The 13,634-nt window shown below is 43.3% G+C and carries 13 protein-coding genes; 1 reads left to right on the top strand and 12 read right to left on the bottom strand.

Annotated features, from left to right (window positions below; genetic code table 11):
- Positions 1-56: 56 nt before the first annotated feature.
- From J7384_RS11525 to J7384_RS19705, 12 genes are all read right to left on the bottom strand, one after another.
- A complete protein-coding gene (locus J7384_RS11525; protein WP_209114151.1) occupies positions 57-857 on the bottom strand; it encodes a DUF1338 domain-containing protein in 801 nt (266 codons plus the stop codon).
- A 339-nt stretch (positions 858-1,196) separates the two neighbouring features.
- Complete coding sequence (gene astD, locus J7384_RS11520) at positions 1,197-2,663, bottom strand: succinylglutamate-semialdehyde dehydrogenase (protein WP_209114149.1); 1,467 nt, start codon at positions 2,661-2,663, stop codon at positions 1,197-1,199.
- Positions 2,664-2,682: 19 nt separating this feature from the next.
- Positions 2,683-3,699 carry an arginine N-succinyltransferase gene (gene astA / locus J7384_RS11515; RefSeq protein WP_209114147.1) on the bottom strand — a complete coding sequence of 339 codons (1,017 nt, stop codon included), beginning with the start codon at positions 3,697-3,699 and terminating at the stop codon, positions 2,683-2,685.
- A 77-nt stretch (positions 3,700-3,776) separates the two neighbouring features.
- Positions 3,777-4,991 carry an aspartate aminotransferase family protein gene (locus J7384_RS11510; protein WP_209114146.1) on the bottom strand — a complete coding sequence of 405 codons (1,215 nt, stop codon included), beginning with the start codon at positions 4,989-4,991 and terminating at the stop codon, positions 3,777-3,779.
- Positions 4,992-5,353: 362 nt separating this feature from the next.
- Positions 5,354-5,725: a hypothetical protein gene (locus tag J7384_RS11505; RefSeq protein WP_209114144.1), complete on the bottom strand. Its 372-nt coding sequence runs from the start codon at positions 5,723-5,725 to the stop codon at positions 5,354-5,356.
- An 86-nt stretch (positions 5,726-5,811) separates the two neighbouring features.
- Positions 5,812-6,957, bottom strand: a complete 1,146-nt coding sequence (locus tag J7384_RS11500) for an HDOD domain-containing protein (protein WP_209114142.1) — start codon at positions 6,955-6,957, stop codon at positions 5,812-5,814.
- Between the two features lie 115 nt (positions 6,958-7,072).
- Complete coding sequence (locus J7384_RS11495) at positions 7,073-7,651, bottom strand: aminodeoxychorismate/anthranilate synthase component II (protein ID WP_209114140.1); 579 nt, start codon at positions 7,649-7,651, stop codon at positions 7,073-7,075.
- 637 nt (positions 7,652-8,288) lie between these two features.
- On the bottom strand, positions 8,289-9,404 hold the full coding sequence (locus tag J7384_RS11490; protein WP_209114138.1) for a hypothetical protein: 1,116 nt from the start codon (positions 9,402-9,404) through the stop codon (positions 8,289-8,291).
- The gene (gene pxpB / locus J7384_RS11485) at positions 9,397-10,179 is read right to left on the bottom strand and encodes a 5-oxoprolinase subunit PxpB (protein WP_209114136.1); all 783 of its coding nucleotides are present in this window, start codon (positions 10,177-10,179) and stop codon (positions 9,397-9,399) included. Before pxpB ends, J7384_RS11490 begins: the two co-directional genes overlap by 8 nt.
- Positions 10,180-10,191: 12 nt before the next feature.
- Positions 10,192-10,947, bottom strand: coding sequence for a 5-oxoprolinase subunit PxpA (locus J7384_RS11480; RefSeq protein WP_209114134.1), 756 nt, complete (start codon positions 10,945-10,947; stop codon positions 10,192-10,194).
- 3 nt (positions 10,948-10,950) lie between these two features.
- Positions 10,951-11,211 carry a 2Fe-2S iron-sulfur cluster-binding protein gene (locus tag J7384_RS11475; RefSeq protein ID WP_209114132.1) on the bottom strand — a complete coding sequence of 87 codons (261 nt, stop codon included), beginning with the start codon at positions 11,209-11,211 and terminating at the stop codon, positions 10,951-10,953.
- 34 nt (positions 11,212-11,245) lie between these two features.
- Positions 11,246-12,064, bottom strand: coding sequence for an MOSC domain-containing protein (locus J7384_RS19705; RefSeq protein ID WP_209114130.1), 819 nt, complete (start codon positions 12,062-12,064; stop codon positions 11,246-11,248).
- Between the two features lie 160 nt (positions 12,065-12,224).
- Here J7384_RS19705 and mpl point away from each other — a divergent pair, with 160 nt between their 5' ends.
- Entirely contained in the window at positions 12,225-13,631 is a 1,407-nt protein-coding gene (gene mpl, locus J7384_RS11465) for a UDP-N-acetylmuramate:L-alanyl-gamma-D-glutamyl-meso-diaminopimelate ligase (protein ID WP_209114128.1), read from the top strand.
- Positions 13,632-13,634: the final 3 nt, after the last annotated feature.

The raw sequence follows: 13,634 nt of genomic DNA, 5'->3' as shown, positions 1-13,634 counted from the left end.
AATAAACGCCAAAGCATTTGCTCTGCTTTGGCGTTTCTAAAAAACTAACTTTTTTATTAAGCTGCGGCGTTAGTACTTTCAAAGATTTTGTCAGCTGATGCAGCAACAAAACCTGTATACAATTCACCGTTTGCTAGCGGGTAGCGCAAAGCAAATTCGTAAAAACAGCTTGGAATGGTCATAGTTTTATCACTAAAAGCAACGTCGGCATGGTCTGCCATCGTTGAAGACTGCTCTAGTTTGACCTCAGCAGAGCCTTTTACTTCACCACCTACGCTATTTAACGTGAAGCCACCTGCTTTAACAGCCTCGTTTACTGCTTCAATGGTGTCGAAGTTTTCTAAGTGATTAATGCTGACGGTAAAATGGTTGGCGCGATAGCCCCAAGCCGCCATCCAAGCAGCGTACTCGCTTTCAGCAAGTAATGTTTGGTACTCGTCAGAGCTCACGCTCCAGTGAGTGCCAGAGTACAAGAAGCTTTGGTCGGCAACTTTCTCACTGTCTACTTGCTCAACCATTTTGTGGATAATGGCTTGCGCTTCAGCCGAGAATTCTTCAACTAATAACTGACTAATAAATACTTTTGGTAGCGTGGTGTCTGCATGTTCAAAGTGCTTGGCGTAAAGTTTCTTCGCTTCAAAGTGATACTCGCCACATTCTTTGTAACCAAGTGCTAACAAGTGTGCAGCAAGCTTGTCTAAGCTCACTTTATCAAGGTTAAAGGTGCGATAGGCAACGTGATCGTTGATCAGATCAGAGCCTGTACTCAACAAATCGTGAACTTTCTCTGCTGAAGGAGTTACAGCCAAGTAGCTTTGCCAAATTTTTTCAAATAGTGCGTTTACTTCGGTAGTCATTTTCATTCCTCATGAATGCCAAACGGTGTTGTGAAACTAGTTATAATAAAGTGAGTGCTACGCTAATAAATTAGCGAACAATAGAGCTAAATGGCGAGGCGTGTGTCGATGCGATATTGAACTGTAAAACGCAGACGAACGGAGGCACCACCATTCGTCTCAGTGATTAGATTTGATCTATGCTTTTAAAAAACTCAGGGCGTCGCGCTTGGATCCTGAGCTGGTAGCTTAAATTCATATTCTCTATTTTATCTGGTTTAGCTAACAATGTACTCAACAACGGTTCGATCACTTGCTATAGATCAATAAACCAATTGTTGAGTCATTGTTGAGATAATCCTATAAGCTCAAACCCGGGCTCAGTTGCGCTGGTAAGCTAACTTTTTCCGCTTCAACTGATGCAACAGGGTATGCACAATAGTCAGCCGCATAGTAAGCACTTGCTCTGTGGTTGCCGCTGTTACCAATACCGCCAAACGGCGCGGCACTGCTGGCGCCAGTAATTGGTTTATTCCAGTTAACAATACCTGCGCGAATACGGGTAAAGAAGTGGTTGTAGTCGGCTTCGTTGTCGGCTAACAAGCCCGCTGATAAACCAAAGCTAGTGTTGTTCGCTTCGGTGATCGCTGCGTCAAAATCAGTGTAACGATAGACTTTCAACAACGGACCAAAGTGTTCTTCATCTGGCATATTGTCGATATCGGTAACGTCGACAATGCCCGGGCTAACAAAACCAGTGCCTACTTCTTGGTGCTTCAATTCAACCAAAGATTTACCACCTAGCTCGATTAACTGAGCTTGGGCAGCAACTAAACCAAGTGCTGCTTTTTCAGAGATCATAGAACCGATAAACGGCTGCTCTTCGTCATCGTAGTAACCAATTTTAATTGCTTGTGTTGCAGCAATTAAACGCTTGATAATCTCATTACCTTGCTCATTTTGCTCGATGAATAAGCGACGAGCACAAGTACAACGCTGACCTGTAGTAATAAATGCCGATTGCAAAATATCGTGAACGACAGCGTCTACATCGCTAACATCTTTAATGATTAACGGGTTATTGCCACCCATTTCAAGCGCTAAGATTTTGCCCGGTTGACCGCCAAATTGCTGGTGCAAAATATTGCCTGTTGTTGAGCTACCAGTGAAAAACAAGCCATCAATTTGCGGATGACTAGCAAGTGCTTTACCGGTTTCAACTTCGCCTTGCACTAAGTTAACAACACCAGCAGGTAAACCTGCTTGTTGCCATAGTTTCATGGTTTCTTCAGCAACTTTTGGTGTTAATTCACTTGGCTTAAATACCACAGTGTTACCGGCAATTAGTGCAGGAACAATATGGCCGTTCGGCAAGTGACCTGGGAAGTTGTATGGGCCAAATACCGCAACTACGCCATGAGGCTTGTGACGAATAAAAGCTTTCGCACCAGGCATTGGATTTTCGACAGTACCAGTACGTTCGTTATAGGCACGTACTGAAATCGCAATTTTGCCGATCATAGCGCCAACTTCTGTACGGGTTTCCCAAAGTGGCTTGCCAGTTTCTTGTGCGATAGTTACCGCGAGCGCTTCTTTATTTTCTGTTAATTGCTCAGCAAACTTCTCAACAATCGCAATACGGGCGTCAACACTCATTAACGCCCAGCTGTTAAACGCTTGGCGAGCGGCCATTACCGCTTGATCAACTTGCTCAGCAGTTGCGGTTTCACCTTGCCAGATCACTTCATTGCGCGCTGGGTTTAATGATTGAATTTGATGGCCTAGGCCTGCTTGCCATTCGCCATTGATAAATAAGATATTTGACATAATCATTCTCTAAATTTTTCTAGTTAGCGATTAATCGCACCCAGTCACCTTCTTGCACTATTAGGGCATCTGCAACTTGCTGGCTAATCACCACTTGGTTTGCTGTTTCTCGAAGAGATACTGGTGTTTGCGTCGCGCGACAGTTAGTCACTTGTGTGTTAACAACTATGTAGCGATTGTCGTCGTTTACTTCGCCAATGAGTACTTGGTACTTAGTGCTGTTTTGTACCGACTTAATGGTATTCATCGACGCTTCAACGGTAGGGCCACCGTCAAAAATATCGACGTAACCTTTACGCGAAAAGCCTTCCGCTTCTAACAAACGCAGTGCTGGTACTGTTTTGTCGTGTACTTGGTTGATTACCGCTTGAGCATCTTTGCTCAATAAACTGACATAAATCGGGTATTTCGGCATTAATTCAGCAATGAACTCTTTTTTGCCAATCCCAGTGAGGTAATCTGCCGTTGGAAAGTCGAGCGAGAAAAAGTGCTCTTCTAACCACGCCCAAAACGGTGAACGACCACTGTCATCTGAGACCCCACGCATTTCCGCGATAACGGTTTCAGAAAAGCGCTCTTTGTGTTCAGCCATAAATAAAAAACGGAAGCGCGATAAAAAGCGACCGTTGCTATTTTTGCGATGGCTTTCACTCAAAAACAGCGTGCAAATTTCGCTGGCGCCGGTGTAATCGTTGCACAATGCAAGTGTTTCAACCGTGTTGTAAACGTTTAATTCACGCGAATGATGAACGACCTTACCCAAGTGATAATGATAAAAAGCATTATCAAGGCCGACGGCTGCTTCAATACCTGTGGTACCGACCACTTGGCCGGTTTCGGTATCTTCCATCACGAACAAGTAACCTTCGTTACCTGGCTTTTCCACCTCGGTATTGAATGAATACTCGGCGTGGCTAATGCGCTTTTTTAACAGCTCTTCATTAACGGGTAGTGATGTAAAACCGTGTCCTGATTCGACGGCGATACGGTGCAAAGCATCGTAATCACTACTTTGAATAGGGCGTATAATAATCATAACAATGTCCCAATGGGTGATTAGAAAGACTTACTAGTAGCGCGCTAATCGGCTACTAGTAAGGGGGTAAGCAACGCTTACTGAGCGATTTTTGCAACGCCGCGCTCAAAACGCGCTAAACCTTCAACAATGTCTTCGTTTGGAATAATTAGCGAAGGGGCAAAACGCACGATGTTGGCACCAGCGACTAGGGTCATAACACCTTCAGCCATTGCTGCATTTAAAAAGTCTTTTGCACGACCTTGGTAGTCATCAGTAAGTACTGCACCAATAAGTAAGCCTTTACCACGGATTTCTTTGAATACGTTGTATTTTTCGTTAATCGCTTTCAAACCATTAACGTAAACTTCTGCTTTTTCTTTAACGCCGTTAAGCACTTCTTCTGTGTTAACGGTATCGAAAGCTGCTTCAGCAACGGCACAAGCTAACGGGTTACCACCGTATGTGCTGCCGTGAGTACCAATTTTTAAGTGCTTGGCAATTTCAGTTGTTGTTAACATTGCGCCAATTGGGAAACCACCACCAAGTGCTTTTGCCGAGGTTAAGATATCTGGTGTTACGTCTAAGCCCATGTATGCGTACAATTCACCTGTACGGCCAACACCTGTTTGTACTTCGTCAAAAATTAATAGTGCATTGTGTTGGTCACACAACTCGCGCACGCCTTTAACAAACTCAGCTGTTGGTGAAACAATACCGCCTTCGCCTTGTAGTGGCTCCATCATGACTGCACACGTTTTGTCAGAAATAAGTGCTTTAAAGCTTTCTAAGTTGTTGTATTCAGCGTGAACGATATCGCCCGGCTTAGGACCGAAACCGTCAGAGTATGCTGTTTGACCACCAACGGTTACTGTAAAGAAAGTACGGCCGTGGAAACCTTGTTTGAATGAGATGATTTGGCTTTTGTCTTCGCCGTGAACATCAAGCGCCCAGCGACGAGCAAGTTTTAATGCCGCTTCGTTTGACTCTGCACCTGAGTTAGCAAAGTAAACTTTGTCAGCAAAGGTGTTATCAACCATTTTCTTCGCTAAACGAAGTGCTGGCTCGTTAGTCATTACGTTAGACAAGTGCCAAATTTTTTCGCCTTGCTCTTTTAGTGCGTCAACTAAGGCAGGATGACAGTGACCTAAACAGTTAACCGCAATACCACCAGCAAAATCGATTAGTTCGTTGTCTTGCTGGTCCCATACGCGAGAACCTTTACCACGAACAGGAATAACAGCTGATGGTGCGTAGTTTGGCACCATAACATCATCAAATAGTTCACGGTTTACTGGGAAATGGTTAGACATTTTTCACTCCTCATCTAAATATCTTGTGGTTTCAAGATAGTCGAATTTTATTATTGACGCTGTTGTCAAATTACAACTTGTTAGCTTTGATGGTTTATTGAACAGTGAAGTCGTTGCACAAACCACCCGAAATTGGCGGCTAGTATGCCAGAAAATATTCGTTATGTCTTGATTGAAATTGCCGCTAGCCCTTGTTAAATAAGGGTTTTGCATGTTTTATTCAGCTTATGTGAATAACTATTTTTAGTGAGTTTTTTATTAAAATGAGCCTTTGAGCGTGATAACAGCTTATCGAAAGTCAGTTTGCAAAAAAGCATACTTTTCATAACTAAGCAGCAATTTTCTCGCAATAACCCGTGAAATTAGTAAGGAATCGAAGTCAACAAAGGGTGATTGAGCAGCATTGCAGGTAACTGAAACAACAGTGCCAATGCAATAGAGCCTGATATGAATAATGCCAGCAAACTAAAACTTGCCTGAATAGCAAAGACATAGGGGGTGAATATTGGAGACGCTTGCAACACGTTTAAGGTGAAGTTGACCGTATTTTTGCCCTGATAGTAGCGAGCTTTCACTTTGCTGAGTAATGGCGTGTAGTAGGTGAGTAAAAACGTAAAAACAAGCTCGACACCGCCAATATCGGCAATAAAGATAAGTTCTGGAGCAAATGGCACTAAGCACGCTAATAGAACAACAATGATGATTTTTTGCAGTGTGTTGAGCCGTTGCCACATAATGATATACATCCTTGATATCTGAAAATAAACGTTATTTATGATAATGATGGCGTTTGGCTAAAAATCAACCTTTGCTAGCCAGTTTAATTGAAGTTGAGTTTGATGTGATCAATATCGGTTTTCTTGAGTAAGCTAACGTCGCTAGTTTTTACTTTACCTGCAATTAATAAAGCTTTTGCTTCATCGCCGCTGATCAGCTCTTCTTTGGCGAGCGAACGCATCGCAACATAAGCTTTAGCTTTGGTGATATGTTGTGCCAACGGACACATTTTTTCGACTTCATGGCTGTAGGCTAAATCAAACATAGCTTCAGTAATGACCAGACGATCAAAACTCATGATTTCGACTAAATCTGCACTAATGTTAGCGGAGCGCAGTGCCAGTTGTTCGAGCAACATCTCTGCCGACGGCTTTATATCCACCATTACATCGTGCAGGCGCTTATCGCGGTTATCAAACGCTTTTTTCAGTTCAATGCCGTGAAGCTGTTGATGTTGTTGCAATAAACAACGCGTTACTGCTATCATGCCAATATTACTTAGCATACCTGCGGTAAAAGCGGTGTAGTAATCTTGTCCAGCCTCTTTGGCAAGTGCTCCTGTTGCCATTGCAATCGCTAAACTGTCGTTCCAGAGCTTGCGCTTCATTAGGCTAAAAGGAGCTGTAGAGTAGGGTAGCCAGTGCTTTAACATAAATGTTGGCATCACCATTTTTAAGTTGTCGAGGCCAATGTAACTCAGGGCAATTTTAGGATCGCTAACTTTGACGTCCGCCCGTTTGCGGTACTGTGGTTTGTTAACTAGGTTGACTAGCTCATTTGCCAACCAAGGCAAAGATTTAGCTAATGGCACAATACGACTAATTGATGCAGCTCTTACCGCCAGTATTTCCAGTATTGCTGGTGCGGCATCTTCTATTTGCGCGATGTTATTATAGAGCCTGTCTTTGTTATCAAAGTCTTCGTTAACTTTTTTGGTGAGTTTAGTGAAGAATGCGGCTGTCACTTGGTTTTTAAAATGACTCTTACCGTATTGTTCAATAACCTTAGCTTGTTTTGCTTCTTCTTCAATCGCAAGCAACTCACGACGACGATTGGCTTGTTCGCTATCTTGAGCTGAATTAGTAACTAATTTGCCGCACTGTGCTTTAGCAAAGTCTTTACTGATGTAAAGGCTGAGCGAGCGTTGGTAGAGGCTAGCAATGTTGTCACTGTTGTTAAAAATTTGCATGTTGAGCTAAGTAAATAATTGAAATTATTCTTTATCGTTATTTTATATCGGTTAATTTATGCGATTTATAAGCCAAGTGCTAATATTTTTGTTTTTTGGCTTGTTAAAAAAGGGCTTAGTAAGTGTTTAAAAAGTTTTGTAGAAGCTGATGGCCTTGTTCCGTAAGCACAGATTCAGGGTGAAACTGAACACTCGCTATCGGCAAATCCTTGTGGGCCAGCGCCATGATTTCGGTTTGCTGATTTGGGTTTTCAAGCCAAGCCGTTACTTCTAAACACTCGGGTAACGTGTCGGGCTTTACCACCAGCGAATGGTAGCGGGTGACGGTTAACTCGGGCTTGATATTGTCGAATAAACCTTTTTGTGTGTGTTGAATAACACTGGTTTTACCGTGCATAACCTTATTGGCTTTAACAACACTCGCGCCGAAGTGTTGGGCGATACATTGATGACCAAGACAAACGCCAAGTAAGGGGATGCGACCGGCAAATTCAGCGATTGCTGCCAGTGATATACCTGCGCTATCGGGGTCACAAGGCCCTGGTGAAATAACGAGATAATCAGGTGCCAGTTCAGCGATTTCTTCGAGGCTAATTTGATCGTTTCGACGGACAATAACGTCTTGGCCTAAGCTTTCAAAATAGTGCACTAAGTTGAATGTAAATGAATCATAGTTGTCGATCATTAACAGCACGACATAACCTCAAAACCTCACGAATAAAACGGCGCTATTGTATGCTCAAGCGGATAGAGATTACATCTATTTCTCATCGATAAAAATAATTGTACGAATTTTATGCATTACATCACGTAAAGTTGTGCTTCCATCGCTTAGTTGTGAAATTTTATCGGATCTCTGCCATAGTAAACTAGTCAATAAAGTCACATCCAAAAACTTCCTGGATCAGCACTGATATTGACCATGGTTAATCGATCTGTCACCTGTTTAACCATAGACTTTTTCGGGGCGTATTCGCCCCGTTTTTTATTTCATTATGTAATTATTTTTCGACTAATCAAACGATTAAGGTATCTCCTTAAAACGGTAGTTCAGAGTGTTGACTATTTGGTTGATTAATATGTATGCCAAAAATTGTCCAAATAATTAAATTATTGGTTATTTAATATGTTTAATTATTTCTGGGTAATTATTTTATTTTGTTGCATAATCATTCTTGTGGTAAGGCAGTGACGCAACTCCCTAGGTTTTCTCCTTACTGCAATAAAGAACAGCGGCTATATTCTGTCGGCCGGCAGTCGTTCAAGTGTCTTTTCTTGTGGTGAATAGCGATATTCACCCTTTTTTTTATCCAGCAGAGCTTTTTTGTTCACTAAGTCCAATCAAACTTTTGATAAAAGCTGATCAATTGTTGTTGTGCCTGATTAATTGTTATCGGTATTAACTTTACTTTCTGCCCTGGCCTCAATTGGCACAACTTAAACAAGTCAATCTGAATCACGACGCCAAGCGTTGGGTAGCCACCTATGGTTTGGCGCTCTTTCATCAGCACTATCGCACTATTGGCATTTGGCAACTGAATTGTGCCGTAGCACACGGGTTTTGACAGCTTGGTGTGCTCTTGCGCAAGTAATTCAGGTGGTATTGATAAATGGTTTAATTGGTAGCCCATACGATTGCTGCTGGCGCCTATTGTGTAGGTTTCTGCACTGATTATCTTGTGCTTTTTTTCTGAACTGAGTTGTTGCCAAAGTTCACTCGGTATAAATCGCAGTGTAAGTACTTGTTCCGATAAATATTGATAAAAGTTCGCTAACGACTTTTGCAACAACTGGCCAGCTTTGGTATCAGTCTCGTTGCCGCTGCTAGAGGTGATTGACTCGGTTGACGGTGTTAATGCCAATGTATCGCCTGAAGCTATTGGTGCTTGGACTAGGCCTAGTGATTGTTCTGCCAAAGTTTGCGACTGGCTGTTGCTAAAACTTGGTGTATTTAATTGGCCGTTAAAAGCGATATAACTAACTAAACCATATTTAGGTTGTTGTAAGACTAAATACTGATTTGGTTTTAATAAATACAATCTATTTAGTGAGAGTAACTGCTTACTATTGCTTTTTTCCTGTTGCTCGTTAGTACTGTTAGAAAACTGGCCTGATAATTCATCTGACAACAAATATGCCCGACAGTCGGCACCGGTTAAGACAAACTGACAAGCTTTGCTGACCGACAACTTCACTTGGCCAAAAATGATTTCTAGTGCCGCACTATTCGCAGTTTTGTTAAGGAGTTTGTTCGCCGTTAACAGGGCGAACTCATCAGCAGCACCACTGGCGCTAAACCCTAAGTGCTGCGCCTTGGGCCTGCCGAGATCTTGAATGCTGAGTTGCCCTTTACATTGATTAGTAGTAACAACAATGTCGATTTCGGGTGGTTTTGGCTCAGGCAGTGCTGAGTTAGCGAGCTGTGTATCTAAGTTGCGCTTAGTCAAAATGACCCCCAAGCTCAAGGTAGGTTGCTTTATCTATCGCGTTAAATTTAACCTGATCACCAAGGCTAATCAGTGGCTTAAATTGGCGCTCGACACTGGAGTCATCACTTTGCTTTATTTGATACATAGCAACAGGAGTTCTGCCGATAATATGCCAGCCACCTGGGCTGTTACTGGGGTAAACAGCGGTTTGCTGCTCGGCAATAGCTACTGCACCTACGGGCATTTTAGCTCGCGGTGTTGCTCGGCGAGTCAGTTGTAATGAAGATGGTAGTTGGCCGAGGTAACAAAAACCTGGCGTAAAACCCAAGGCGTATGCGCGAAATGTTTGCTGAGTGTGTTGGCTGATAATTTTTTCAGGCTCAATGTTTAATTTACTAGCACAATCAAGTAAGTCGATGCCGGCCTGTTCACCATAATAAACCGGTATCTCAATCAGTGCTGAATGGTTTTTTGCGTGATGCTCGGTTGACTCAGTCGAATTGGCCTGTAGCTCGTGCAATTGTTGCTGGCAGCGCTGTAACATTTGTTGTGCGCTGATTTGAAAAAAATCATAGTAAATCATCAGGCTGTTGTAGGCGCTGACCGTGTCGATAATAATCGGATGCGATCGGTTAACAGACAAGTGTTGTATTAGCGCATGCTCTAGGTCGGTAATTTGCCTGTGCTGGCGTGGACAGACGCGCTCAGGCCAAGTGATTAAAATGGCATTTTCACTCAGCGCGTTTAGGCAAATATTGGTATTGTTTAGCTCTATTTTCTCACCAGTTGTCATGATGTCGAACAACTATTCGGCGCTGTGGTTTTGGCTATGGCCATTGATCAAGGTGCTGAGTTCGACAACCAAATCAACCGCGCTGGGGTTGTCGCCGTGCACACATAAAGTGTCGACTTGCATTTCAATTGCCTTGTCATTTTCGCTGAGTAGGTGGCCGTGTTCCAGTAAGGTTTGACAACGAGCTAATACCGCTTTCGGCTCAGTAATAACTGCATTGGCTTGGCTGCGCGGCACCAATAAACCGTTGTCTTGATAGTTTCTATCGGCAAAGGCTTCGAACCAAAGCGTGATACCATAACTGTCAGCAATTTCTTGGAATTGACGGGTGTCCGGCAGCGCTTGAATCATCAAAGTCAGTTTATTGTTGTATCGACTAATGGCTTGGCAAATATCAGCAAATACTTTGATATCTTTCATCATGTCGTTGTACAGAGCGCCGTGAGGTTTGACATAACTGAGTGTTAAGCCTTGTGCAACCGCTAACGCTTGCAGCGCACCTACTTGATATGTAATCAGTGCTTGCAGCTCTTCTGAACTACACGCCATCGAACGGCGGCCAAACCCGACTAAATCGGGGTAGGCGGGATGTGCACCAATACTCACTTGATGTTGCTTTGCCAGCGTTAAGGTTTTGCTCATGGTGAGGGGATCTGAGGCGTGAAAACCACAAGCGATATTGGCTAAATTTATATGGGGCATCACTTGAGCGTCTAAGCCCATTTTCCACAGGCCAAAACTCTCACCTAAGTCGCAATTTAGTTTCATTGGTTATTGCCTTTGCACAGTAATATCGCTCAGTGGTATTGAGCTACAAGCGAGAATATAACCTTGCTTTTGTTCTTCGTCAGTTAAACCTTCGGTTTCCAATTGTTTTACTTCGCCACTGACCAGTTTGACCTTACAGGCACTGCAGTAACCGCCTCGACAGGAAAATGGCAGTATCATGCCGGCATCTTCGCCTTGTTCTAAAATAGTATCTTGGCTATTGGCGTTAATGACCTTGTTCCACGATTGAAAATCAATCTGCATCACGACCTCTCTTATTACTTACACTGTTAGCAGGTTAGACAAACTCTGGCGCAGCTTTGGTACTCACTATGGTTAGCGTATCGCCTTGCTTAATTTGTCCTTGATTTAACGGCACCAAATTTTGGCCAAACAAAATCCCACCTTTTTTTGCTTTGCGATATTGTTTAAGGGTATTGATTGGCTCGCGCTTGGGGTGGAATTCAGCGGTATCTGGATCAACTGTAGTGAAATCACAGCGGGTACACGGTTTGGTGACTTCAAACTCTACTTCGCCAATTCTCACTTGCGCCCATTCATCTTCTTGGAATGCCTCTGTGCCTTCAACAACAATGTTGGGTCTAAATTGGCTCATAGTAATTGGGCTTGGCAACCGAGTATTTAACTCATCTAACGAGGCTTGGCCAATCAACAATACCGGATAGCCATCGGCAAAGCTCAAGTCATTGGCTTTGTCTTTTACTTGGCGTTTCGATTGTTCGCCAAAGTAATGGAGTTGGCAATCGCGGCCGAGATATTGGCTAAACCAGCGATCGTATTCAACCAAGCAGTGTTGTGCGGCAATGGTGTCTTGCCATACTCGAATATCCTGATAATTATCGCTAAATCTGTTGTATTCAATGGCGAGTACCGGCATATCTGGGGCTATTAGTTTTAAGCCAGTGGCAGTTAAGTTGACTTGAATTAAGCAAATTCTTGGATCGGTACGTGCGGTAATAAAACGGCCATTGGTTTCGGTTAAAACAAATCGGCGGTCAAAGCTGAGTCCGAGCTCATCAAGCCAAGCGTTTGACAAATCAATACCGGCGCTAGATTTAATTGGATATACAGTAAGGTTGCTAACTGTGATTGACACTGAATTCCCTGCCTTTAGTTTATGAGTGAACCAACAATAAGAAGCTCTTTATAGCACTTTTTTAGGGCTTTTTTCACTGTGGTTTAATTTTTCTTAAATCATAAGGCGAGATAATTTGCTTTGAGGTATAGTTGCCGAGTTAGAAAAATAGGAAAAATAGATGCATATTCATATTTTAGGAATTTGTGGCACCTTTATGGGCGGTATTGCTGCAATTGCCAAGGAAATGGGCTTTCGCGTATCAGGCTGCGACGCCAATGTATATCCGCCAATGAGTACTCAATTGGAACAACTCGGTATCGAGTTAAAGCAAGGTTATTTAGTCGAACATTTGGCTGAGCAGCCAGATATGGTCATTATTGGCAATGCAATTAGCCGTGGTAATCCTATGGTTGAATATGTGCTCGACCGAAATATTCCATATACTTCTGGCCCTGAGTGGCTATTGAACAATGTCTTGAAACATCGTTGGGTACTAGCCGTTTCAGGCACCCATGGCAAAACCACTACCAGTAGCATGCTAACCTGGATTTTAGAATATGCTCATTTAGCACCGGGTTATTTAATTGGCGGCGTACCACAGAATTTTAGCAGTTCGGCTCGTTTGGGTAATGCACCGTTTTTTGTTATTGAGGCTGACGAATACGATACCGCCTTTTTCGACAAGCGCTCTAAGTTTGTTCATTACCGACCGCGCACCCTAGTGATCAACAACCTAGAATTTGATCACGCCGATATTTTTAATGATTTATCCGATATTCAGCGCCAGTTCCACCACTTACTGCGTATGGTGCCAAGTAATGGTTTGGTGTTAACGCCGGGTCAAGACGATGCCGTTAGCGAGACTATTGCTATGGGCTGCTGGACACTGGTTGAACAAAGCTTTGGCGCGGCTAAAACAAATACAGATAAAGTAAATACCGACAGCAAGCGCGCGACACCTTTGGGTTGGCAAGCAGAAAAATGCCAAGCCGACGGCAGTGAGTTTGTTGTTAAATTCAACGGCGAAGTACAGGGTACGGTAAAGTGGTCACTGATTGGTGACTTTAATATTGAAAACGGCTTGATGGCGATTGCCGCCGCTCGTCATGCTGGCGTGCCAAGCCATGTTGCCATTGAAGCTCTCGGTCAGTTTGTTAATACCAAGCGCCGATTAGAGCTTAAAGGTGAAGTTGCTGGCGTAAAAGTGTATGACGATTTTGCTCACCATCCAACCGCGATCGGTAAAACGTTGGCGGGTTTACGCGCTCATGTTGGCCAAGCAAAAATCATTGCCGTGCTGGAGCCGAGATCCAACACCATGAAGTCTGGCGTACATAAAGACAGTTTACCGCTATCGATGGTGCAAGCCGACGAAATTTACTTGTTTCAAGGTGAGCAAGTTAAGTGGTCAGTTGCTGAGTTAAAAGCTCAGTGCCAGCAACCTTGTATCGCGGAAAAAGATATTGCCAGTTTGGTGGAAAAAGTTGCGACAGCAGCTAACCCAGGAGATCACGTTTTAGTGATGAGCAACGGTGGCTTTGGCGGTTTTCACGATAAACTATTAGCGGCATTGGCCCAGAAATAAGGT

The sequence above is a fragment of the Endozoicomonas sp. G2_1 genome (assembly GCF_017744155.1).
Lineage (GTDB): Bacteria > Pseudomonadota > Gammaproteobacteria > Enterobacterales > Alteromonadaceae > JAGHQT01.
The sequence above is the reverse complement of the archived record's forward strand: the minus strand, read 5'-3'. Positions and strand labels throughout refer to the sequence as shown.